The organism is Gemmatimonadaceae bacterium (genome assembly GCA_020851035.1).
In the GTDB taxonomy this organism is placed as follows: Bacteria; Gemmatimonadota; Gemmatimonadetes; order Gemmatimonadales; family Gemmatimonadaceae; genus JACMLX01.
In genome coordinates, this window is sequence record JADZDM010000021.1 from 110051 (window position 1) to 132268 (window position 22218).

The 22218-nt window shown below is 66.2% G+C and carries 25 protein-coding genes; 10 read left to right on the forward strand and 15 right to left on the reverse strand.

The features are described from left to right. Positions 1–5: 5 nt before the first annotated feature. Both IT355_13310 and nirK read right to left on the reverse strand, forming a co-directional pair. Positions 6–728, reverse strand: a complete 723-nt coding sequence (locus IT355_13310; GenBank protein ID MCC7054238.1) for a formylglycine-generating enzyme family protein — start codon at positions 726–728, stop codon at positions 6–8. A 151-nt stretch (positions 729–879) separates the two neighbouring features. Next, positions 880–2301, reverse strand: coding sequence for a nitrite reductase, copper-containing (gene nirK, locus IT355_13315; protein ID MCC7054239.1), 1422 nt, complete (start codon positions 2299–2301; stop codon positions 880–882). A 282-nt stretch (positions 2302–2583) separates the two neighbouring features. Between nirK and IT355_13320 the strand changes: the two genes are divergently transcribed. The 4 genes from IT355_13320 to IT355_13335 all read left to right on the forward strand — a co-directional run bounded on the left by IT355_13320 (position 2584) and on the right by IT355_13335 (position 6125). Then, entirely contained in the window at positions 2584–3774 is a 1191-nt protein-coding gene (locus IT355_13320; protein MCC7054240.1) for an NnrS family protein, read from the forward strand. 6 nt (positions 3775–3780) lie between these two features. Further along, positions 3781–4239, forward strand: coding sequence for an Rrf2 family transcriptional regulator (locus tag IT355_13325; protein ID MCC7054241.1), 459 nt, complete (start codon positions 3781–3783; stop codon positions 4237–4239). A 237-nt stretch (positions 4240–4476) separates the two neighbouring features. After that, the gene (locus IT355_13330) at positions 4477–4746 is read left to right on the forward strand and encodes a hypothetical protein (protein MCC7054242.1); all 270 of its coding nucleotides are present in this window, start codon (positions 4477–4479) and stop codon (positions 4744–4746) included. A 947-nt stretch (positions 4747–5693) separates the two neighbouring features. Continuing rightward, positions 5694–6125: a hypothetical protein gene (locus IT355_13335; GenBank protein MCC7054243.1), complete on the forward strand. Its 432-nt coding sequence runs from the start codon at positions 5694–5696 to the stop codon at positions 6123–6125. Between the two features lie 338 nt (positions 6126–6463). Here IT355_13335 and IT355_13340 read toward each other — a convergent pair whose 3' ends face one another. The 4 genes from IT355_13340 to IT355_13355 form a co-directional block, all read right to left on the reverse strand. Beyond that, entirely contained in the window at positions 6464–7006 is a 543-nt protein-coding gene (locus IT355_13340; GenBank protein MCC7054244.1) for a hypothetical protein, read from the reverse strand. Between the two features lie 103 nt (positions 7007–7109). Then, entirely contained in the window at positions 7110–7523 is a 414-nt protein-coding gene (locus tag IT355_13345) for a hypothetical protein (protein ID MCC7054245.1), read from the reverse strand. A gap of 1 nt (position 7524) precedes the next feature. Next, a complete protein-coding gene (locus IT355_13350) occupies positions 7525–8268 on the reverse strand; it encodes a biotin/lipoyl-binding protein (protein MCC7054246.1) in 744 nt (247 codons plus the stop codon). Then, positions 8265–8873 (reverse strand): TetR/AcrR family transcriptional regulator, encoded by a 609-nt coding sequence (locus tag IT355_13355; GenBank protein ID MCC7054247.1) that lies wholly within the window; start codon positions 8871–8873, stop codon positions 8265–8267. Before IT355_13355 ends, IT355_13350 begins: the two co-directional genes overlap by 4 nt. Before the next feature lie 246 nt (positions 8874–9119). Between IT355_13355 and IT355_13360 the strand changes: the two genes are divergently transcribed. Continuing rightward, entirely contained in the window at positions 9120–9329 is a 210-nt protein-coding gene (locus IT355_13360; GenBank protein ID MCC7054248.1) for a hypothetical protein, read from the forward strand. 190 nt (positions 9330–9519) lie between these two features. Here the strand turns inward: IT355_13360 and IT355_13365 are convergent, their stop codons facing one another. Further along, the gene (locus IT355_13365) at positions 9520–11859 is read right to left on the reverse strand and encodes an SEL1-like repeat protein (GenBank protein MCC7054249.1); all 2340 of its coding nucleotides are present in this window, start codon (positions 11857–11859) and stop codon (positions 9520–9522) included. Positions 11860–12368: 509 nt separating this feature from the next. Here IT355_13365 and IT355_13370 point away from each other — a divergent pair. Beyond that, positions 12369–12998 carry a plasmid pRiA4b ORF-3 family protein gene (locus tag IT355_13370; GenBank protein MCC7054250.1) on the forward strand — a complete coding sequence of 210 codons (630 nt, stop codon included), beginning with the start codon at positions 12369–12371 and terminating at the stop codon, positions 12996–12998. Here IT355_13370 and IT355_13375 read toward each other — a convergent pair. Together IT355_13375 and IT355_13380 are read right to left on the reverse strand one after the other, a co-directional pair. Next, entirely contained in the window at positions 12995–13618 is a 624-nt protein-coding gene (locus tag IT355_13375) for a hypothetical protein (protein ID MCC7054251.1), read from the reverse strand. The two genes, IT355_13370 and IT355_13375, sit on opposite strands and share 4 nt — an antisense overlap. Positions 13619–13695: 77 nt before the next feature. Beyond that, positions 13696–14223, reverse strand: coding sequence for a hypothetical protein (locus IT355_13380; protein ID MCC7054252.1), 528 nt, complete (start codon positions 14221–14223; stop codon positions 13696–13698). Positions 14224–14472: 249 nt separating this feature from the next. Here IT355_13380 and IT355_13385 point away from each other — a divergent pair, with 249 nt between their 5' ends. Further along, positions 14473–14706, forward strand: a complete 234-nt coding sequence (locus tag IT355_13385) for a hypothetical protein (protein ID MCC7054253.1) — start codon at positions 14473–14475, stop codon at positions 14704–14706. Positions 14707–15166: 460 nt separating this feature from the next. Here the strand turns inward: IT355_13385 and IT355_13390 are convergent, their stop codons facing one another. Next, on the reverse strand, positions 15167–15514 hold the full coding sequence (locus IT355_13390) for a cupin domain-containing protein (GenBank protein ID MCC7054254.1): 348 nt from the start codon (positions 15512–15514) through the stop codon (positions 15167–15169). A gap of 23 nt (positions 15515–15537) precedes the next feature. Further along, positions 15538–16290 carry an alpha/beta fold hydrolase gene (locus IT355_13395; GenBank protein ID MCC7054255.1) on the reverse strand — a complete coding sequence of 251 codons (753 nt, stop codon included), beginning with the start codon at positions 16288–16290 and terminating at the stop codon, positions 15538–15540. 536 nt (positions 16291–16826) lie between these two features. Between IT355_13395 and IT355_13400 the strand changes: the two genes are divergently transcribed. Both IT355_13400 and mazF read left to right on the forward strand, forming a co-directional pair. Continuing rightward, the gene (locus tag IT355_13400) at positions 16827–17057 is read left to right on the forward strand and encodes an AbrB/MazE/SpoVT family DNA-binding domain-containing protein (protein ID MCC7054256.1); all 231 of its coding nucleotides are present in this window, start codon (positions 16827–16829) and stop codon (positions 17055–17057) included. Next, positions 17054–17404, forward strand: a complete 351-nt coding sequence (mazF, locus tag IT355_13405) for an endoribonuclease MazF (protein ID MCC7054257.1) — start codon at positions 17054–17056, stop codon at positions 17402–17404. The genes IT355_13400 and mazF overlap by 4 nt, the downstream gene beginning before the upstream one ends. A gap of 85 nt (positions 17405–17489) precedes the next feature. Here mazF and IT355_13410 read toward each other — a convergent pair whose 3' ends face one another. Together IT355_13410 and IT355_13415 are read right to left on the reverse strand one after the other, a co-directional pair. Next, positions 17490–18491: a hypothetical protein gene (locus IT355_13410; GenBank protein ID MCC7054258.1), complete on the reverse strand. Its 1002-nt coding sequence runs from the start codon at positions 18489–18491 to the stop codon at positions 17490–17492. A 486-nt stretch (positions 18492–18977) separates the two neighbouring features. Continuing rightward, positions 18978–19826: a CPBP family intramembrane metalloprotease gene (locus IT355_13415; protein ID MCC7054259.1), complete on the reverse strand. Its 849-nt coding sequence runs from the start codon at positions 19824–19826 to the stop codon at positions 18978–18980. A 632-nt stretch (positions 19827–20458) separates the two neighbouring features. Between IT355_13415 and IT355_13420 the strand changes: the two genes are divergently transcribed. Beyond that, complete coding sequence (locus tag IT355_13420) at positions 20459–20989, forward strand: hypothetical protein (protein MCC7054260.1); 531 nt, start codon at positions 20459–20461, stop codon at positions 20987–20989. A gap of 176 nt (positions 20990–21165) precedes the next feature. Here the strand turns inward: IT355_13420 and IT355_13425 are convergent, their stop codons facing one another. After that, entirely contained in the window at positions 21166–21519 is a 354-nt protein-coding gene (locus IT355_13425) for a hypothetical protein (GenBank protein ID MCC7054261.1), read from the reverse strand. 188 nt (positions 21520–21707) lie between these two features. Further along, positions 21708–22115 (reverse strand): VOC family protein, encoded by a 408-nt coding sequence (locus tag IT355_13430; protein ID MCC7054262.1) that lies wholly within the window; start codon positions 22113–22115, stop codon positions 21708–21710. Positions 22116–22218 lie beyond the last annotated feature (103 nt).

Genomic DNA, 22218 nt, shown 5'->3' on the forward strand with positions numbered 1-22218 from the left:
GAGAGTCACCATTGCTCCTGACGTGGTCGTGAACTGTCGCGTGCCACGCGGAAACCAAGCGTGGAGAGCGTATACGATCCGTGCAGGCTCCCACGCACCGCATACCGCATGAAGGCCGCATAATTCGACGGGTCGGTCGAGAAGGCAGCACCACCCGCGCAGAAGAGGCCAGCCTCACCACCGCCGGCGCCGCCGCGCGATTCACCGCTCGCAACCACCCCGTTGAAGTCGTCCACCCACTCCCACACTACCCCGTGCAGGTCGGTGATGCCGTCATCACTGATCATGCCACCACCCACGGCAGGGAGCGGCGCCTGCGCGACTCCATTGAGCGCCAGCACGCGGGTGTTGAGTTGCTGCAGGCGAGGGCCCACAGCGTGCCGGAAACGGCCGGCCGCCAGTTCCCACTCCGCCATCGTCGGCAAGCGCGCGTCGGCCCACGCAGCGAACGCCGACGCAGCAAACCATGACACGTTGACCACCGGCGCGTCCGGCCGGACGTGCCCGCCGAGGATCAGGTCACCGGACCAGTGGCGAAGGTACGAGGCATCAGCGACGATCGAATTCACGCGGGAGCGGCGCCACTGCGGCTTCTCGGTGACGAATCGCAGGTATTCGGCGTTGGTGACGGCGGTTTTCGCGAGCAGGAATGCGTGGACCGGAACGCCGTCCACCGGAATGTCGACCGTGTACAACGGCTGATAGCGACCAGCAGCGACGGGCAGCATGTCGGCGTGCGCTCCGGTGCGAGAGCGCCGTGATCCAGACGCCCGTGACGCGTGCTGTGCGCTGACCTCCGCCGCCAGCCCACAGAGCGCCATGCACAGTGCGAGCAGGCTGTGCTGACGGACGCATCGCCGCCGGAGGGGGCTCACGCTCTCACTCCTTCGGCAGCGGGCTGGTACGAACCTTCCGAACGTCGCCGACGGTGATGACGTCGGTCGCTGCATTGCCGAAGCTACTGCGTACGTACGTGAGGACGGCGGCAATGTCCGTATTGGAGAGTTCCAGGCTGGGCATGACACCGTTGTACGGTGTGCCGTTCACGGTAATCGCACCGTTCTTGCCGTGCATAACGACACGGATGGCACGCGCCCGGTCAGCCATCAAGTAGTCGCTCTTCGCCAGCGGTGGAAATGCGCCGGCGACGCCCTGACCGGCGGGCTGATGGCATGCGGCGCAATTGGCCTTGTAGACATGCTCGCCGCGAGCCAACAGCTCAGCGCGTGGCAATTCACGCTCGGCCGCCAGGTTCGTGTCGACCGAGACAGCCTGGATGGCGCCCCCCTCCGGCAGATACACCACGTCATGCTGCTTTCCCGAGTACGTGCCGGCCACCGCTGCGCCCGAGACGTTGATCATGCCGAGCGCCCCCTTGTTGAACGCGCGAAAGATCGAGTGATCCACGAAAATGAGATCGCCCGGCACGTCGAGCTTCATCTCCACGATGGCGGCACCACCGGCGGGGACCAGAGTGGTCTGCACGTTCTGCTGGTTGACCATGGTGCCTCCCTCACCGTAGACACGATTGAAGATCTCGCCAATCACATGGAAGCTCGAGATGTGATTCGGACCACCATTGCCGACGTATATCCGGACGGTCTCGCCGACGTTCGCCTGCAACGCGTTCTTCCCGGTGACCGCGCCGACAGATCCGTTGAAGACGACGTAGTCCGGGTCCTCATGCAGTGCCTTCTCCATGTCAAAGGCCTGGAGCCCTGCAGCGCCGTAGCGCCCCGTCGTGTAAAACTCACTCTGGAGCACGTAGAACTCACGGTCCACGGCCGTGAGGCCAGCCTTCGGCTCGACCAGGATCAGGCCGTACATGCCGTTGGCGATGTGCATGCCCACTGGCGCAGTCGCGCAGTGGTAGATGTAGAGTCCTGGGTTGAGCGCCGAGAAGGTGAATTGCGAACTGTGCCCCGGGACCGTCAGCGACGACGCCGCACCGCCGCCCGGTCCCGTCACGGCGTGCAGGTCGATGTTGTGCGGCATCACGCTGGTCGGATGGTTGTTGAGGTGGAACTCCACCTCGTCCCCTTCACGGACACGCATCATTGGACCAGGCACGCTGCCGCCGAAGGTCCAAAACGTGTACTCCACACCGTCTGCCAGCCGACGCTTGATCTCGCGTGTTTCGAGGTTGATCACGACATGCGCGGGCGTCTTCCTCGCGATGGCCTTGGGCACACTGGGCGCGAATGCCACGGTGAGCGTCTCCACGGGCAGTGCGCCCGACGGACGGTCGGCCAGCGGATTGGGATCGGCCGACGCCGGCGTGCCGCAGCCGACGGCCAACACCAACGCCGTTGCGAAAACGGACGATCTGACCGCGAGGGCATGGTACGACGTGCATGGAGCAGTGGACACAGGTAACTCCGAATGAGACGAATCACAGGATTGCCGAGGCCAGACGACGAGGTCGGTCGCTCCCTTCCCACCACACGGCCCGTGCACGTGCCACATGGCGCCAGCGCCAGCCCGACAAATCGTCCGGCCCTCTCGCAACCGCTCGTAGCGTGTCTGCGAGCGCCTGACACACTGGCATTTCCAAACACATATGCTGGCTGTACCTTTGTCGATATGCGCCTGCCACTCGTGACACTTCCCGCTCCTGCGCCGGAATCGCCGTCAGAACGATCCGCCCTATTGAACGATCCGTTCCGCCCGCTCTATCTCGCCGGTACGGCATGGGCTGCGGTGGTCGCGGCGGTCTGGGTCTTTGCGCCACACCTCCTCGGCGGGCGGTTGACCGGCGTCGCGTGGCACGCCCACGAAATGCTCTGGGGCTTCGTCGCCACGATTGCCGTCGGCTTCCTTCTCACCGCCGGCACCTCCTGGACGGGGATCCGACCGATGAGTCGGCGTACCCTCGGCGTGCTCTGTGGGCTTTGGCTGGGGGCGCGAACTGGGTTTCTCATCCCCGGGCCGGCGGCCTTCTGGGTGGCCGCACTGGCCGAGGTCCTGCTGTTCCTGCTCGCCGCCGCGGCAATGGGCCGTGCGGTTTTCATTTCCCGCAACGCGCGCAATTACGGCGTCCCGTTTCTCATCGCAGCACTCGGAGCCACGGACCTCGCGTTTCTCGGGGCCGTATGGAGCGGCCGCGACTACGCCGAGTTGATGTTCCGTCTGCATGTTGGCCTGCAGTGCATGGCGCTCATCGCGTTGCTGATCTCTCGACGCGTGATTCCATTTTTCGCGATGCGCGCAAGACCGGGTCTCGTCATTCCTCCGCATGTGCGCACGGGGATGTTGCAGGTTGCAGCCGCCGTCATCTCGATCATCGCATTCATGACGGCCTTTCGCACGCTGCACGTTGTTGCGCTGGGAGTCGCCGGCGCAATCGCGCTCTGGCAGGTCGTCGCGTGGCAACCAAACAGCGTGCGCGCCCACCCGCTGCTCTGGATTCTCTATCTCGGGTATGCGGGGCTTGGTGTCGGCCTTCTCGCCAGGGCGGCACAGGTGGCGGGGGTGCCGATGCCACGCGTGCTGCCGGTGCACCTGATCGCGATGGGAGGCTTCTCCGTGCTCATCATCGGCATGGTCACGCGTACCGCGCTGGGACATCTGGGTCGGCGCATGTCGCTCGACGGCAGTATGCGGTGGAGCTACTGGCTCATCGTCGTCGCGACTGCGCTGCGCCTTGGCGCCCTGTGGCAGGCCGCGTGGGCCGTGCATCTACTGCACCTGTCCGCCGCGGCGTGGATCGTGGCCTTCCTCATGTATCTTTGGCGTTTCGCGCCGTGGATGTTTCGTCACACACCAACCGCCTGACCATAGATGCGCCTGACCGTGATGACCGATTACGCCATGCGCCTCCTGATGTACGTGGCGCGCCACGATGACCGGCTGTGCACGATTCCGGAAGTGGCCGAAGCGTATGGGATCTCCGATGCACACCTGCGAAAGATCACGCACCGGCTCAGACAGATGGGTGTGCTGCAGACGGTTCGCGGCGTGGGTGGTGGCATTCGGCTGGCCCAGCCCGCCGCGCGCATCAACATCGGCGCCGTGATCCGCGAGATGGAGCCTGACTGGAATCTCGTGGAGTGTCAGGTCAGCACCGACAATGGTTGCGTGCTGTCCGGACGCTGTGGTTTGGCCGTCGAACTCGACGCGGCGTTGCTGGCGTTCCTCCATCATCTGGACCAGTACACGCTTGCCGATGTCGCGTCACCGACGGGGCCCCTCGTGACGATTGAACCTGCGCGGCGACGTCACTCGGCGGACAGAGGATGAGTGGGACGCCCCTCTCTCATCGCTTCCTGCGCGCCTTGCGTGAGCCCCATCACGACCGCGATCGCGGTCGTGATGATGTCGCCTGGGGACGCATGCCCGTGGACCGCGTCCGCACCACGTGTAGTGATCATCCGCAAGGGAATAGGGCCACTCGCCCGCGTACTCGCCCTGCTGAGCGTTCGAGTCCCAGTATCGAGCTCGACCTCAAAACGGTTATACCGACATATCTCCCAGAGCGTGTGTCCGTGGAACCGGAAGTTTTCGCGGGAGCTGGCGGACGATTCGCCGTTCCGGGCGCGGAAGTTCATCGCGGGCAAGGATGCGGTGACGCTGGCGCGGGACATCCTGGCGCTCGATCAGGAGCAGTTCAGGGCGGCGTTCCGGAGGTCGCCGATGAAGCGTGCCAAGCTGGCGGGGCTACAGCGGAATGCGGCGGTGGTGATGGGCAACGATAGTCACAGCGACCCTGTCGCTGCTCAAGACAGTGCAGGAGCACGGCATTCATGAATGAGAAAGCTCGCCGCACGAACCAGCGCCGTGAGGCTCCACCAGTCGCCTCCATCTTGGCCCCTGAGACAGTCCGCACACGCGACCTGCGCGATGGCGCCTGCGTGTGCGCTGCCGAACGTCTCGAACAAATCGGGGAACCGTGGCGGTCGCATCCCGCGGAGGGCGAGTGCTGTCGCTCGCACACCCTGCAAGCTCGCCGCCCCGCGCTGCACAGACGCCGGATGCATATGCAGCCCGAGTGTTTTTCGCGGCGACGCGGTGATGAATACGCGGATCGCCTGGATCGCACGCCGCTCAAGACAGCCAAACAGATGTCAGGCTCATCGATCGTACCCAGGTTGCAGGATCTCCATCAGCGCAGGGCCGGACGGTGTCGACGCCACTCGTCGATACCGATCCTCCTCCCAGATCTCCACGCGGTTGGTGGGCCGACGCTGAAGCACGCGTACCGTGGCCTCGAGATGACAGGGTGCGACGGTCGGCAGTGGCCAGTCCGTTCCGGCGGCATGCGCGGCGTGACGCCCGTCGGCAGCCACGATGCGGTCGTCGCAGGAAAGGCTCTCACCGCCGATGGGCACGCGCCTGGCATTTAGATCCACGCTGGCAACCTCGTCGCGTACCACACGGCCTGCTGACACCGGCCGAGCTTGCCGTGGCGCGTGGGGAGATGGATACCGCACCATCGAGCATTGACCGTTCTGTTGCGAACGTCCTTGCAGCGAGATTCACCCAGAGGGAGATGAGCATCATCTACCCGGCCTGCACGATCTCGGGGCACCCGCAAGGTCGTCAATGCACGAAGTCACCTTCCTGTCGATGGAATACGACACGGCTACCACGCTCGATCTTCACCCGACCGGCGATAGATTGTCATCGAATCGCAAAGTGCACACGATGTGCCAAGATGCGTCCAGCGAATGTCGGGTGTGCAGGAAGGCCGCCGCATGAGCTGGACGGTGGTACTCAAAAACTATTCAGAGCCGAATTTCATGTCATCGATGCAACGAACGGTGCAGGGCGATGTGCTGCTTCACCACCTGACGCAAGACGAGTCGACGCTCGGCGACGACCTTCTCGCGCGCAGCGGCCGCACCGCGCGAACGCTCGTGAAAGAGGGACCGCTGCGATTGACGATGCTGGCACTGGCACCGGGCGGGGAGCTGCCGGAGCACAGCACTGACGGTCCGGTGAGCATTCACATCCTCAAGGGCAGCGCGGTCTTTCACGCGCTGGAAATCGACCACGCGCTGGCCACCAACGACATCCTCGTATTGGCACCGGGCGTCCGCCATTCGGCGCGTTCTGCGGAGGGCTGTACGTTCCTGCTGACCGTCGTGCACACGCCGTCGGCGGGATCACCAGCTGCCGCAGCCTGATGCAACAGCAGCACGCGACGCCTCATGACCTGACAACGAAGGCCGGGTCGCACTGAAGAGGCACGGACGCCCGCGCATGATTTTCGACGCTGCCACGCGAGATGACCCGATGCCGTCTTGCACGATGACGTTCGCTGGCAGGCCACTACTGCTCAGGTGACGGATGGCGCACGGTGCCGTCTGCCCGTGCCTGCGCTCCGGGCGTGAGAAGAGCTGGCGTGATCGTGCCGTGCGCCGTGTTAGTGCGTTCAACGAACGCGCCTCTCGGGAAGCCACTGCCGACGCAGCGTCTCACGCGAAACCGCGGTCATCGGCAACTGGTCGGCGCGATCAGCAACTCAGCGTTCCACGTTGATCCGGAACTGGGCATGGCAGGCCACGCAGTTACCCATGATCGCCCCCAGGCGAGTGAGAGTTTTTCCGGTCGGTACGCCGCGGCTGACATCCACCGCCAAAGAATCCCACGCGGCATGCGTGCTCATCCCGAGACGCAGGAATTCAGCGGGCAGGCGCTGCTGCATGGCCGGATCCAGATCACGTGCCGCCGCCATCCCGGACGCCTGCGCCGCGGCCCGCATCCCAGCTGTGTCACCACGCGCCGCCGCGTCGACGTACCCTTGCACAGACGTCAGCATTCCGCGCATTTCGGTGAGAACAAGGTGCCGGCCCTGCACCGGCAGCACGATCGCGGTCCGACCATCGGGATCCGACGCGATCGACGCCGAGGAACCAGGACCGGCATTGCCGCCCCGGACCGGCACGTCCTGCGTGCCGCCACAGCCTGATGCCGCGACCGTCAGCAATGCAATCAGTGCAATGCGGCGCAGGGCTCCGCCTGAACCCTGATGAGCCTGCGGTCCTGTCGTGAAGTGCTGCAGCATGGATGGCCTCACCCTTGGTTTGCGCGCCGCGGCAGGCGGCGGATGCGTGAAGAAACAGTGATCGAACGAGGACCGGCGATGACGTGATATCTGCTTGCATTTCTCACTGCGCTCCGGACAACCGGGGCGGATCGGGGGCGTGGGCGAGCCAGACCCCAGCCAGGTACAGTACGAGCCAGACGATCGTCCGGAGGCTCATCGCACGGAGGCTATCGACGGCGACTGCCGCGCCACGTCGGTAGACGATCACGATGCCCAGGAGCGCGACGAGATTGAGCACGAAGATCGCACCCGCAGCGCCCCGTCCCCGAACGGCACTGCGCCACATGGCGACGCCGGCTGCGAGATAGGCCACACCCATCACCATGTTGAACAACAGCAGAGGGCGGAACACCGTGTAGCCGGGATCTGAACCGAGCAGCACGCGACCGCCCGCGAAGAGCGTCGCGACACCGAACAGTCCCGCAACCGTGACCGCGACCACTCGGACAGCGCGTGCCTGCGGTGAGGCGGTCATGTCATGGCCAGCGCCTGACGACTTTGGCGCGATTCGCCCACCGGTTGGCATCACACTCTCTCTCCTTGCCAATCACCGGTGTCGTCGGCACGGGCCCCGCCGTGCCCCCGGCAGCCCGATCGTACTGGACGCTGTCGAACAGTCGCTGAGCACGAGCGGCGATCACATTGCTCTGCGCCTGTCGCGACTGCTTCCATGCCACGAGTACCTGCAGGTAGCCAACCGCACCGTGCGCATGCTGACGCTCCGCGGATGTGTCTGCCGCCTGCGATGCGGCGTCGACACTCGCGAGTGCTGCGACCACTTCCTCACTGGTTGACCGCGCCGCGAACAGCTGCTCGTAGCGCTCGCCCTCCACGCGAGCGTACTGCTGTCGTGCCCGTGCCTCGGCGAGCGCCGCACGGTTGCGGCCGACCAACGCCTCCTGTGCGCGAATCCGGTCGTCGAGGTCCACCGGGTCGATTTCGCCCAGCAGCTGTCCGGCCGTCACCGCATCGCCCACGTCGACGAGGACTCGCTGCACGCGACCGGGCGCGGTGGGCCCGATGCGGTAACTGAACCGCGACTGGATCGTGCCGATGCCGAACAGGGCGGGTGTCACTGCGCCGGAATCGACGCTGCCGATGGTCACCGGCACCGGCGCCAGTGGCCCGGAGCGAAGGGCGACGAACACGAAGACGGCCAGCAGGCCGATGGTGAAGGCGATCAGCCCGACGGTGCGCCCCCGGATGCGGACGCGGGTCATCGTGCAGTGGCGATGCCGCGCCGGTAGATCTGGAAGACGCGAGGTGCATCGGACAGGATCTGGCGCACGTCGCCATGCAGGAGCGACTGCATCACCAGCCCCTGAATGGTGCCGATGAAGAGCGTGGTCGCCGCCTCGACGTCGAGCGCGGCGTCGACCTCGCCTCGGTCACGGGCGTCTGCGAGCAACGCCGCGACGCGCTGTCCGTAGCGCCGCAGCATCGCCTGGACCATGCCCTTCGCGGCCGTCTGCCCGGCGTGCTGCAGCTGCCCGAAGACGATGCGGGGAACGCCGGGGTGCCGTGCGACGAAATCGATGTGCGCGAGGAACACCGCCTCGAGTGCCGCCAGCGGCGCGCTCGCCGAGCCGGCGGCCGTGTCGACGCGGGCCATCAAGTGCTCGACCACCCACTCGATGACGGCCTCGATGATGGAGTCCTTGGTTGGGAAATGGCGGAAGAGGGCACCCTGCGTCAGCCCCATCTCTGCGGCGATCGCGGTGGTGGTGATGTCCCCGGGGTTGGTGGACCCTGCGAGGGCAATGACGGTCTCGACCGTGGCCAATCGGCGTTCGTCGGCGGGGAGGCTGTTTGTGGATTTCCGCATGCGCGCCTGAATGAGTGAGTGATTAATTACTCACTGCTTTTAGGCGGACCGCAAGCCCTCTCAGGAACTGGAGTGCACGTCGTCTGCGGCGTCACCGCGCCGCCATGGTCGCCCGTTGATCTCGGAGATACGCGGTGCGGGCACGGCTTCAGCGTGGGCTACGCCCGCAGCGTCCGTGCGCCCCCATCGAGCCGGATCTCAAAACGGGTATACCGACACATCTCCCAGAGCGTCTGCCCGTGGAACGTGAAGTTCGCGCAGGAACTGGCGGGCGACTCGCCGTTCCGGGCGCGGGAGTTCATTGCGGGGAAGGATGCGGTGACACTGGCGACGGGCATCCTGGCACTCGATCAGGACGCGTTCAGCGCGGCGTTGCGGAAGTCGCCGATGAAAAGGGCGAAGCTGGCGGGGTTGCGGCGGAATGCAGCCGTGGTCCTAGCGAACGGTGGCGTGTAGCGGACGAATCGCAACCTGTAGACGCACGCGCATGACGCGCGCTTGTCGCCGCGCCGTCGCGACTGGAGCTATGCCCGCAGCCTGTACGGAGGTGCACACCGCGCCGCGTGCCGCGCGCACGACTCGGCGAGATCTAGCCAATCGTGCCAACCCTGCGGTACCCTGCAGCGCGTAGCGCTCACGTTGCCTGTCACGGAAGTTTCCTGCCGTTGTCACACGCCAACTGAAAACCACCGTCGCACGCCTTCGCATACAGTCGTCGCGCCTCGTCGATGTTTCGGGGGGTGCCGAGCCCCTGCTCGAGGTGCCACGCCTGCTTGTTGCAGCTATCGAGATCACCGAAGCGGCATCCCTTCGTGAACTCGGCGACGGCGAGAGCACGATCATGCGGGAGCGTCGCGGCGTCGGCGTGCAGTATGCCGACGTTTCGGCACCCCACGCCGGTGCGGAGCGTACAGGCCTTCGCGTAGAAATCGAACGCCTTCCGCTCGTCGCGTGTCACACCGCTCCCCAGCAGATACATCGCACCAAGGTTGTTGCATCCGAGGCCGTACTCCATCGCACAGGACCGCGCGTTGGCGGTGAGGCCGCCCGTATAGTTCTGGGCCACGCCACGACCATGATTGAGCGCATAGGCCCACAGCATGCACCCGCGACCGTCGTCGTACGTGCAGGCCTTCTGAAACAGGAGTGCACCACGGGGGAGATCGATCGGGACCCCCGTGCCGTCGGTCAGCGCGACACCGAGTTCGACGCAGGCGCGTCCGTTGCGCGCGTTACACGCGGCGTCGAGTGAGTCGACGGGCGCGGTGGCGCGTGCGGGTGCGACGGGAGGTGACGTCCGGCGGTCTGCTGGCACTGCGGCCCGCGCCACCTGCGTCGCCTGCGCGACCTGCGCTGGCTGCACGGCGCCATCCTGTTCGATGAGCGCCCGGTATCGCGCGCGCTCCGCCAACAGCACCGCCGCAGCCTGCGCGGCGATCTCGCGTGCCCGCGCATTTTCGGCCGGCAGCAGGGTGACATACTCCGCCCCGACCGTCAATCCGGTCGGCGTCACGGTGCCGTCGGCGGTGCGCATCATGCCGAAAATCTGGTACCCCGGCATGGCCGTGGTGCCCGTGATGACGTCCCCATTGCTCCGGGTACGGATCACCGGCCCGACCCGTCGATCGTGCTCGAAGATGGCCTCGATGGCGCTTCCGTCCCTCAGCGCATCCACCACGTACCCGTGCCGCCGCGTTGCCTCGTCGTAGAACCCTTCCGTGACCACGCCGTCGTCCTTCATCGTCACCCGACCGTAGCGCAAACGTCCGAGTGCGTCGTAGACGCCCACGTGGACCTGATCACCCAAGTCAATGGTGCCACGCGACCGCATGCCGTTACGATATTCACCCGTGTAGGTGAACGTCTTTGCGCGGTATGTCCCGATGGACGGTGCACCACTCGAGTCGAACACGCCCTCGAAGACATCGTGCGTGTCGCTATGCTCGACGCGTCCGGAAACCTGCAGACCTCGCTCGAAACGACCGATGGCGACGCTCCCATCGGCCCACGTGAACTTGCCCTCACCCTCCATCCGGTTGTTCGCGGTGGCGCCCTCGTACACAGCGCCGTCCGCAAATTCGATGCGCATCGGGCCGTTCATCTGTCCATCAGCGAACGTGCCGATGTACACGTCGCCGGAGGGACGCTGATACCGCCCGCGGCCATTCGGCGCACCCGCGCGAATGTTGCCGGTGTAGACAGAACCATCCGACGCGACGATCGTCGTGCTACAGGCGCCCTGACAATCGGGAGGGACCGGGCCTGACCGACGAGTTACCGTGGGCTCCGGATTGAAGCTCGCCGCGATCATGGCCTGGCGAGCCGTGAACTCCTCTCGCGAATTGCCGAATCGCCGGGACGCCCAGTAGGCATCGAACCCGGCGTCGAGTGCGGCCTGCACGAGGCGATCGAAGTCAGCGGGCACGATCTGCAGCTTCCGCTCCGCGATCAACGCGCGAAGGCGCGCGTCCTTCGCCTCATAGGCGGCGAGCCGTGCGTCCACTCGTGCACCATCCCGACGCTGCGCCGTGATGCGGCCGGTCATCGCCCAGGAGTTCGGGTCGGAGGCTGGCGTTCGCCCACCAGCCGTTCCGGCTGTACGCGCGCGTGGCGTGGGCGCGATCCGGGCGTAGTGCTCGGCCAGCGACGCCGCTGCCCGCGCGTCGGCCATCTGGCGCAGGCGATTGTAGTCAGGCGCATGGTAGGCATCGCCGTACTGTGCTGATGCCACTGATGCCGCTGCGATGGTCAACACCAGACCGAGCGCCGACGGGACTGCGTTGCACCGAAAGAACGGCATGAAGGCGACGACGTGACGGGGTGGACGGCGCGTGCGGGAGACGAGCACAGCGGTGAGAATACTGCCGCGCCTGTTGCACGTCATCACTCGAACGGGTGAGGCAGGCGGGACTCGACAGGCATGCAGGGCTGGTGCTCGCCAAAGCCGAGGCATCATTTCGGTGAATGAAGGCCGCGAGGGCCACACCTGTCGTCACACGGTGACGGCGTGCGTCGACGGACGGTCTGCGCGCCGACGGCGAGCGCGATCTGGAAACGGTTATACCGACACATCTCCCAGGACGTTTGCCCGTGGAACGTGAAGTTTTCGGTGGAGCTGGCGGAGGATTCGCCGTTCCGGGCGCGACCGTTTCTGGACGGGAAGGACGCGGTCACACTGGCGACGGACATCCTGGCGTTGGATCAGGAGCAGTTCAGTGCGGCGTTCCGGAAGTCACCGATGAAGCGGGCGAAGCTGGCGGGGCTCAGGCGGAATGCTGCGGTGGTACTTGCCAACGCGCGTCCGGCCGCAGTGCCCCAGCGAGACGCGTAGGGCGCGAGTACCCGCCGGGCATGGGCGGGGCGAGGCCGCTGCGGCCCCCAAGTGAGCCTCGCCGCCGACGAATGTGATCGTGACTGCGCGCTGCGTTGCACGCCGTGCGGCTAGAATGAGGTTCCCAGCAGTCGCGCCTGCACCCGAACGCTGCGAGCCGTCGCATGGCAGTCACCCGCGCAAAGAAGCCCGCCGCCCGTCGCCCAAAGCGCACACCGCAGGACGTGGTGCTGCGGATCACGCTCGAAGACATCGAGCCTCCGATCTGGCGCGAAATCGCAGTGCTCGACGCGACGACGCTGCCAGAACTCCACCGCGCCATTCAGATCGCGTTTCAGTGGTATGACTACCATCTGCATCAGTTCACGATCGGCGAGGAGCGATACACCATCCCTGACGAGGAGCTCGATGACTTTGGCGTGCCTGCCCGCAGTGCACTTGGCGTGACGCTCGCGCAGCTGGGCCTGACCGTCGGCGCGCACTTCACCTACGAGTATGACTTCGGGGATTCGTGGACGCACCGCATCGAGGTGCGCGCGATCTCGCCAGCGGCCGACCACACCGAACGGATACCAGCGCCGCTGCTCCTGGACGGTCGACGTGCGGCGCCGCCGGAAGACTGTGGAGGGCCTCCTGGGTACGAAGAACTGCTGCGCGTCCTCTCCGACCCATCCGACGCGGCTCACACCGACATGCGCACCTGGATCGGACCGGATTTCGATGCCGAGCGATTCGACGCGCGCGCCGCACGACATGCATTGATCATGGCCGCAGTGTGGGGAGCGCTCCGCTAGACAGCCAGCTCCCGAAGGCGCCGCACAACGGCGTCCACCAATCCCGGTACGCGTCGCGCGTCCGGGAGATTGCCTTCGAGAATCACCGACGCCCACTCCGCTGCGAGTAGCGCCGCGGTCTGCGTGCGAATGAAGTCGCTGATCTCGTCCGGCGCTGCCTGGACGTCCGCAACGATGCCGGCACGACCCGCCACGACAGTGATCAGGTCCTCGAGATCGTGACTGCTCATCGGGTCGGCAGCACCGCGGGTCGAGAACGCCTCCCACTTCATCGCGAGGAACGCCGCAGCCGAGGCGATTCGCACGTCCAGTCCACGTTCGAGCGTCACCGTGGCCGCGCTCACAATCGCGTACGGATACCAGCGGTTGCTGAACCCGAGGATTCCTTCGTCGAGCGGCATCACGTCGAGAATCAGGTCATCCGCCGTCCGCATGCGGCAGACCGGAGCACCCTCGCGATGGTCCGGCGTGAATCCCAGCGCCATCAGTCGTTGCTGCAGCGCGTCGTATGCCGAGCGGGTGGTGATGGGCACCACCACGTCGACATCATCGGTCGGACGGACACGAACCGCGGCCGGGTCAGTGACGAGCAGTTCGGCGACCTGCCCGCCGACGAACACCAGCTCACTGAGCAGTGGTCGGAGCAGGCGTGCCGTGCGGAGGAGACGATCTCGGTTCGGGCTGCGCGGAGTCTCGGTCACGCTGGCGTCTCTGATGGCGCTGCTGCCGCAGCGATCCGCTCTCGCAGCACCTGTTTCGCTCGCGTGCGTTCGCGGGCGCGGCCAAGGCGCACGGCATCGACCAGTGCGAGCAATTCGTAGAGCGCCGGGTTCCGCGCCGCCGTCGCTGCCGCTCCGTCATACAGCGGGACGACACTGGCGCCCCGCACACGGCCCTCGACACTGGGCCAGACCAGGGACTCCGCGGTGCTGAATCCCGCGCCGAGCACGCTGGCCGCATGTGCCGTCGGCACACCGCGGGACTCCGCACCAGCCTCCGCTGGGAACGCGTATGGCACGCCAGAGCCCAGAAACTCCAGCAGTGCCGGACCGTGGACCTGCGTCGCGTTCGCCAGTACCAGGCGAGCGCCGCGCAGGCGGCGGACGGCATTGTGCACCTCGCCCTGGCTGATACCGGTCGCGGCGGCGAGCGCGGCGTACGTCAGCCTGGGCGTCAGCGCCAACTGGAGCGCGACGGCAATATCCTGAGGCTTGAGCGGCGGCATCGATCAGGCGGACGAGGGGGCGAACGAAACTCTTCACATTTCATGAATCTTGAACAAACGCCACGAGCTGTCAATAGCAACGCTCGTCAGTCACGCGGGGGGCGGACATTTGGCTAGGGAGCACAAAGCCCGCAGCGGAAAAGCTTCGAGCGCTCACCGGCGGGCCTGACGACCGTCCGCCAACCCGCTTCGAGCGGAACCTCAAAACGGTTATACCGACACATCTCCCAGGACGTGTGTCCGTGGAACGTGAAGTTCTCGCAGGAGCTGGCAGAAGACTCGCCGTTCCGGGCGCGACCGTTTCTGGACGGGAAGGGCGCGGTGACACTGGCGAAAGACATTCTGACACTCGATCACGACGCGTTCAGCGCGGCGTTCCGGAAGTCACCGATGAAGCGGGCGAAGCTGGCGGGGCTCAGGCGGAATGCTGCGGTGGTACTTGCCAATGCGCGTCTGACCGCAGTGCCCGAGCCAGACGCGTGAGGCGCGAGCACCCTCTGTGCATGTTCCGGGCGAGGCCGCTGCGGACCCGTCGCCTGCCTCGCCGCCGACTGTCGACGCCGATTGAGATCGGACACTGCGATTGCACCCTTCTGCTGTTCGAAATTGTACATTCGGCAGGGGCTGGCGAGCGGGAGCGGTCAGCGCTCCTTGCGGCGGCCGGACCGCCGGCCGGCGTCGGACGCGGTCCGGTGCATGGGCAGAGTCCGGTGCTGCCGCATGCGGTAGCTGTTGCTGCGGATGTCGACGATGTGGCAGTGATGCAGGAGCAGCCCATCACGCCCGGCCGCTGAACGCGACGATCGAGTTCCTGCGGGCGCATCACGCCTGCGCAGAGCCCGTGTCGAACAGTTCGGGCCTTGCGCCCGTCGGCAGTGAGTGTCATGTCAGCGCCGGTGACGTCGCGAACGGTATGAGCCAACCGACGGCGACCGCGCGCCTGCTACACCGGCAATGGCGGTCCGAGCAGCTCCATGCCATGCGCTCTCCAGAGTGCTGGGTCCTGGACCGGCATCGAATTGCCCTTCGATACCAGGCGGAAGAAGTCTTCCATGGCTCCCGGTGGCGTGAACGTGATCAGCATCCGGCCGACTGTGTGCCCCATGTACGCCCAGACGTGCGGCACGCCTCGCGGCGCCATAATCGTGTCACCAGGCTTCAGGTCGAATCGCTGATCACCAATCATGATCACGTATTCGCCCTCGATGACGCAGAACAGTTCGTCCTGAGCGAGGTGCAGGTGTTTCGCTGGCCCGCCCCTGCCACGGTTCGTGTTCTCGATGGCGAGCATGGCTCCGCCGGTGTCAGCCGACGTCACCTTGAAGTCGATCGTGCTGATGCCCAGCGTCTTGTGGACGCCATCGCGATCCGTGCCCGCGCGAACGTACACGGGTTCGGACGGCGGTGACGGGCGGGACCACTGTGGCAACCGATCGTTGCCGTGGCGGTGTGGCAGTGGCAGTGGCAGTGGCAGTGGCAGTGGCAGTGGCAGTGGCAGTGGCAGTGCAGCGAGGGCGATCCCAACGAACGTGCGGCGCTCGATCGGCTGCATGACGAGCCTCGGTCAATCAGAGGGGAGACGTTGTGCACCCCGGCGGCCAGAAGGGATGCGACCCGCGGGGAGTGAGACGATGATCGATTCGGGTTCAGGCAGTATGCCACGGTGGTATGCGAGCTGAGAAGTCCGACCAGCCCACGCACGACAAGGCTCTGCAGATCCCGGCTCCGGCCGGCCAGGGCCGGCCTCGCGTACGGCGTCGCCGACATTGCCGCCTCGGGTAGCGACGGCAAGGATGAGCAGACCGCGGCATGCCCGGGCCCGCTTTGCTCGAACGCGGCGTCGAGACACACGAGCCGCGACACTCGCGCGGCCAACCGCTCCGCGAACCACGTGATCTCGTTGCCACCGAACGAGAGCCCGCCGAGCGTCATCGTGTCGAGGTGCAGCGAGTCGAGCAGGCCCGCATCGTTCGTCACTTCGTCGAGCGTGAACGGCGTGGATGGCACCTGTGACTGGCCGTGCCCCCGTCGTGCCGGCGCGGCGACGCGATAGTGCACGGCCAGCACGGGCGCACGTCGTCGAAGTGGTGTCGGCTGTCTCCCGATCCGTGGACAAATACCACCGGCTCGCCATGCTCACCCCGAGTCGGTCCTGCGGGCAGAGACCTCCAACATGCAGCGCCGCCGAGCGATGGGGCGCGCCACGGTTCAGGGACCGCATCCGAGCGTCTACCGACCTCTTCTATTTGGGTCGATCGCGCTGTTGAGTAAACATTCAGACGTTCTTGCGCGAATCCTCTTGCATGATTCTCTGACTTTGCGACGATTTGCATGATCCTGCCTTGTTCCGGCCGTTTGAGTGTGGACTTTGCCGAGCTCGGCAGTGGGTGCCGAAGCACCATTCGCTGAAGCGGCAGACGCGCATCCTGGCTAAGTCGCTGCGCCACATACAGTTCGGCCGCCAGTCGAAAGTTTGAGCCCTAAACGGTTATACCGACACATCTCCCAGACTGTGTGCCCGTGGTACGTGAAGTCACGGATGGAGTCGTTGGCGCACACGACCTCGCTTGGCTATACTATGTGTATACTTTTCTGAGGCGGATATGCGGACGAGAATCCGGAAGTGGGGCAACAGCCTTGGCGTGCGGATCCCGAGCGCACTGGCCGAGGACGCGCACCTGCATGAGGGCGCCGAGGTGGACGTGAGCATCCGGGAAGGGCAGCTGGTGATCGTGCCGGTGCTGTCGCTGGCTGAACTGGTGTCAGGGATCACCGCCGCGAACCTGCCTGCCCTCGACGTGGATGATGCGCCGCGCGGTGGCGAGCTGTGGTGAGAGCACCACTCAACGCCGACTGGGTGCCGGACCGCGGCGATGTGGTGTGGCTCGAGTTCGATCCGCAGGCGGGACGGGAGCAGGCGGGCCGTCGCCCTGCGGTCGTGCTGTCGCCGGCGAGTTACAACGCACCGACCGGTCGGGCGCTGTGCGTGCCCGTGACCACGAAGGCGAAGGGGTATCCATTCGAAGTCGCGCTTCCCGCGGACTGCGCAGTGCAGGGCGTGGCGTTCGCCGATCAGGTGAAATGCATGGACTGGCGCGCCCGGCACGCGAAGCTCGCGGCGGTGCTTTCAGCGTCCGTCGTCGCACAACTCCTCGCCCGAACGCGCGCGCTACTCGAGTGACCCTGCGGAGGGTGCGGCATCGTGGCGCACAGCCCGAGTCACCCTCGGGCGGGGTTCAGCATTCGAGCGCCGGTCGCGCGCGCACTCACGTCTTCCGCCGATAGAGTCGCCCGCCGACATACAGCTGGCCCAAGGCGCCCACGACCGAGCCCCGCGCGGGCACGAGGGCGATCAACTGCTCTGCGGGACCCCTCGCGGACCGGAACGTGATCGTGTCGTCGGCGTACATCCAGCGACCGGTGTCTTCCGTCGAGCCACCGTACGAGTCTCCGACCGACCGATACAAGCCGACGGCGGTGCGGGAGTAGGCCCCACCGGCGCGCAGCTCGAGGTCGCTCGCCGTGCGGAGCGCGCCGAACCCGCCGCTCGACGTGTCTTGCCCCATCTGCGTCTGTGCATTGGCGACGGGCACGACCTTGGTGCAGAGGGACGCCTCCCGGCCTGGCTGGAAGTTGTATTGCGCCGTCCGACCGTTGTCGGTGGTGACATCCACCTTCGTGCCGTTGCGACGATATCTGACGCGCGTGCCTGCGTCGACCGCGTCGAGACCGGCCTGAGTGAAAGCGCCGACGAGCCGATGATAGACGAGCCCCTGCTGGGAGAAGTAGAAGGCGTCCACGGACTCGAAATCCTGCGTGTAATCATACGGCCCGGCGACGCCGGCACCTGCGCCGGTCGCGAGCGCAGGCGCGGGAGCAGCTGCGGCTGGAGCGGCCTGCGCTGCCCGACCGGCAGGCGGTGTCGGCTGAGCCTGGGCTGCGACCGCGATTGGCATCGCCGGGCCAGTGTACGTCAGCGTCCCTGCCTCTTCCTGCTGCTGGCCGTTCAGCGTCAGCCGCTGGCCGAGCCGCAGCTTCCCGCTCACGAACACGGCAAGCAGCGCGCTCTGCCACACGCTGTTGTCCGACGGCGAGCGCAGGCCGCCCTGCAGCTGCAGTACGCCGGCCGTGTTGATCGCACCGGTCAGGTCTCCCTCACCCTTCAGTCCATCGTACTCGCGCAGATATGCCCGCACCGCTCCGGTGGCACTGATCGACCGAATGTCGAGCGGGGTCTTGCCCGGGTCCTTCCCCGCGGTGTTGCGCACCGGTCCTTCGTAGCGACCGACGCGAAACCCCTTGTGGTCAGGGCCGGGTTGCTTCCCAGCATCCCCCGGCAGTCGCACGCGATCCGGGGAAAGGCCTTCGGTCGAGGTCGATCGATGATTCGTGGAGTATACGGCGCACGTGCCTTTCCGGCGGGCCGTGCCGGGGGGGGGACGGCGGGCGCGCGGAAGGCGCGGGACGAGGGCAGCGAGCCCGATCCGTGCCAGCGACGGAATCGGCATAGATGTACCACCACTACGGTGACGTGCCGCCTGATGTCTACTGGCACGAACCGGCGCGGCGACCAACAGACTTGCGAACGCGTTCTGCATTACATGACCACAGCACAGGCTGCGAGGAGATCCTCGAGTTTCCCCGTCGCACGCCGGAATCCCGGGCGGCTGCGATCCGGATCTGTACGACGTGAGCGTGCTGCGGACCATCGACGCCGCACGCGTCCGCGGCCCGTTGTCAGGCCGGCTGACCAATCACGGTGGCCGGCTGAACTGCGGCCGTCGCGCCAGTGTGTCAGGCTGCCACACCGCGATGACGATGGCGGCAGCGAGCACCATGATCACGCCGGCGATACGCATGTCGAAGTGTGAGCCGTAGACCGGGAACAACATGTAGCTGAGGTTCAGCGTCGCATGGAATAGCGCTACGGCACACACACTCTGGCCCGTGTTGTTGAAGAGCCAGACGATGAGGATCCGTGCCGCCACGGCGTACAAGCACCACCAGGCGATCCAGCGTGGTGACCGGTGCACCAGCAGCAGTGCCGGGAGGTGCCACAGGACCGCTACCAACGCCAGAATCAGGCCGGTCTGCAGCGCGTTCCATCGGCGCTGCAGCTGGCCTGTGATATAGCCCGACCAGCCCAGTTCCTCACCAAGGGCACCGGCGAAGAACGCCACGAACATCAGCGATGCCGAGGTCAGCTGGATCTGCGGCGATGGAAGGGGCATGCCCAACCCGACCATCACACCGTACACCGCCAGGTTGACCCCGGCCATCAGGAACAGAACAGGGATGTACCAGCGCTTCGATCGGATGCGTTCGAAGTCGAAGGACCTGCTGAGCAGTTCGGCCACCCGCGCACCACCGCCCTCCCGGTGAACGAGGATCAGCGCAGCGGCCATGGGACAGAAGGTCATCAGCGCACTCACCGAAAGCCCAGGCATCAACTGGAGGTCCGACACGGCGCCAGCCAGCCAGAACGGAACGGAGAGCGCGAAGACCAGCCCGAAGAAGTTCAGCGGCGACCGGACCGGCGGCGCGCACTCGTTCGCCGGCGCAGCGGCGCACTCATCGCCTTGCCCTCTGCCGGGCGTTCTCATCGGGGCTCGCCGAGAGCTGCGCGCGAGCAAGGGCACGGGCGCTGCACGAACGGCGCAGGCTCGCGAAACGTGCGTTCGGTCCTCTCCACGGCCACGATGCCTGCTCCGTCGTTGTGGCGCGCCGCGACTTCATCACCAGGTCGCCCGTGGCCCGCATGACCAGCGTCGGCTGCTGCCGCATCACTTCCCATTCCTCAACGCAGTGTTGGCGCATCTCACGACTCCGCCAACGCCGCCCCAGCGCCCTTCCGATCTCGTCAGCGGAGTCTCCCTCGGGACCAGTTGACTCATCGTCGAGCATACGGCGCGATCATCGACCTCGCCAGCGCCGCGTGACAGGCGACGACGAGTCCGCCACCGCTGCGCTGTGTCATGCGGTCCGATCGGGCTTTGGAGGACCGAGCGGTGACGCGGAGCAGGCAGGGCCCTTCGTGACGCTCGGGTGGGCACGGTCGCGCACGTCGAACGTCGCTGCGCGGTCGCGGGGCGTCGGTCGGCGCGCGGCCCGACGTCGCATCCCAGGCGGATGGCTGGGATACCAGCCCGTCGTACCTCGGCGTGACGGGGTCCTTGTCAGAATTGATCGGCGTTCCCACTGTTCAGAGAGTGATCGCGGCACCGGCCCACCTTGCGTGTCTCCCATCACCGAGTTCCGCGGTGCGCATCGAGCGGGGACACACGATGTCACCTTACGGCAACAGGCCGCGGCGCGCATCGTCAGCCAGCATCCAGCACGAGTCGGAGGTGCGGATTTCATGTACGCCATCAAGGTCGCGGTCAGCGACCTCACAGCCGCGACGTTCTCGTTCCCGTCGCAGAAGACGATGTACGGCGGCAAGCAGATCGCGGCGGGCGACACGATCTACCTCTTCGACAGCGAGAACGAGGGCGGCGCCGGTCTCTTCGCGCGCGGTGTGGTCCTGACGGTGACAGCCGTTCGGAAGAAGCCGGGCCTTGAGCGCCAGACACCACGTGTCAACATCACCGTCAGTCAGACCGCGCGCGCGACGCGTGCGCTGGGTCGCGCGGAGCTGAAGGCGCATGCGGGTCCGGCGGAGAACGGACCGGAGGCCGAGCTGCACTTCAAGTTCTATCGGCAGGCGACCAACAAGATCATCGGGCTGTCGGGCGCTGCGGCCGCGATGCTGGAGCGCTGCTTCTAGCATCGCCGCAATCGCCGGCTCGATCCGCCGTGCGAACGCAATCGGCTGGATCTCCTTCCCCTTGAACATCCACTGAGTCAGCACCGTCGCCACCACCCTCGGGCCAGCGAATGCCAGACGTCATCGTCACCAGATGACGAAAGGTGATCTGCTTCCGCAGCGAATCGCGGAAGGCGTCAGCGTGCGCCGGGAGGAATGACGATCGGCTGGTCGATGGTGGCGATGTCCCTTCGTCCGACGGCCACGTCGAATGCGCCGGGGACGAACGTGTTCGTCGCGAGGATCACCGCATGACTGCCCGACGTCCGGAGCGCCGTCGCGATGCCGATGGCGCCGCCCAGCGCGGCAACGGCCGTGGCGATCACGCCAGCGCTGAAGATCCACGGATACGCCTGATGCGTGAGCGTGTTTCTCGCCTTCGGCGGCGACGCGTTCCCTGCCATGCTGTCGAAGATGCGGGTGAGCAACCCATCGACGACCAGTGCGGCACCCGAGAGCTTGCCGAGTGCCTTGCGATGCAACCGGTGCACGGGGGTCGTGAGATGAAGCGGGCGAAGCTGGCGGGGCTCAAGCGAAATGCCGGGGTCGTACTCCAGAATGCTCTCAGGAAGGAACGCGCCGGTCGCCTGTAAGGGGCCGTCCCACCCCAACGACGGACGGAGCCGCGCGCACCGGCTGCCCGTCACGCTCGGCAGCCGGTGCGCGGGTTCCGCGTCGCTCACTGCATGTACACCTCCCACTTGATGCCATCCGGGTCCCGGAACGCCACGTAATCCTTGCCGAGCACCTCGTCGGTCTTGACGCCCGTGTGCTCCACCCCCCAGTCCGTGAGTGCCGCGGCCACCCGCTGCAGCTCGGCAGGATCGGCGCACATGAGCGCGACGTGGTCGAGGCCAACACGGAACGGGTCGAAGGTGTCGGTGCTGTCGGTGGCCGGCCCCGGCGCGCGGACGGCGACCGCCGTCTGGCCCGCCGCCACGATGAACAGGCTTGGCGTGTCAAGCAGTGGGACGAAGCCCAGCATTTCGACGTAGAACCTCCGCGATCGCGCGAGGTCGGTACACCGCAATGCAAGGTGGTGGACGCCGGTGGTCACGATCTGAATCGGGGCGGGTGTGGCGGGCATGCTGTCCTCCTGATGGGCGCGTGGCGCCGAGGCGTATCGACGGGCGACTCCCTCGACGCTTCTCCTCGGCGAGCCTATACTCAGCCAGCGGTCTCACCTGCGT

What these genes read in the sequence shown, in the direction of transcription:
- IT355_13310 (MCC7054238.1), bottom strand. Translation starts at nt 728, where the DNA reads ATGCTGCCCGTCGCTGCTGGTCGCTATCAGCCGTTGTACACGGTCGAC.
- IT355_13320 (MCC7054240.1), top strand. Translation starts at nt 2,584, where the DNA reads ATGCGCCTGCCACTCGTGACACTTCCCGCTCCTGCGCCGGAATCGCCG.
- IT355_13325 (MCC7054241.1), top strand. Translation starts at nt 3,781, where the DNA reads ATGCGCCTGACCGTGATGACCGATTACGCCATGCGCCTCCTGATGTAC.
- IT355_13335 (MCC7054243.1), top strand. Translation starts at nt 5,694, where the DNA reads ATGAGCTGGACGGTGGTACTCAAAAACTATTCAGAGCCGAATTTCATG.
- IT355_13340 (MCC7054244.1), bottom strand. Translation starts at nt 7,006, where the DNA reads ATGCTGCAGCACTTCACGACAGGACCGCAGGCTCATCAGGGTTCAGGC.
- IT355_13345 (MCC7054245.1), bottom strand. Translation starts at nt 7,523, where the DNA reads ATGACCGCCTCACCGCAGGCACGCGCTGTCCGAGTGGTCGCGGTCACG.
- IT355_13350 (MCC7054246.1), bottom strand. Translation starts at nt 8,268, where the DNA reads ATGACCCGCGTCCGCATCCGGGGGCGCACCGTCGGGCTGATCGCCTTC.
- IT355_13355 (MCC7054247.1), bottom strand. Translation starts at nt 8,873, where the DNA reads ATGCGGAAATCCACAAACAGCCTCCCCGCCGACGAACGCCGATTGGCC.
- IT355_13370 (MCC7054250.1), top strand. Translation starts at nt 12,369, where the DNA reads ATGGCAGTCACCCGCGCAAAGAAGCCCGCCGCCCGTCGCCCAAAGCGC.
- IT355_13380 (MCC7054252.1), bottom strand. Translation starts at nt 14,223, where the DNA reads ATGCCGCCGCTCAAGCCTCAGGATATTGCCGTCGCGCTCCAGTTGGCG.
- IT355_13390 (MCC7054254.1), bottom strand. Translation starts at nt 15,514, where the DNA reads ATGCTCGCCATCGAGAACACGAACCGTGGCAGGGGCGGGCCAGCGAAA.
- IT355_13400 (MCC7054256.1), top strand. Translation starts at nt 16,827, where the DNA reads ATGCGGACGAGAATCCGGAAGTGGGGCAACAGCCTTGGCGTGCGGATC.
- IT355_13415 (MCC7054259.1), bottom strand. Translation starts at nt 19,826, where the DNA reads ATGAGAACGCCCGGCAGAGGGCAAGGCGATGAGTGCGCCGCTGCGCCG.
- IT355_13430 (MCC7054262.1), bottom strand. Translation starts at nt 22,115, where the DNA reads ATGCCCGCCACACCCGCCCCGATTCAGATCGTGACCACCGGCGTCCAC.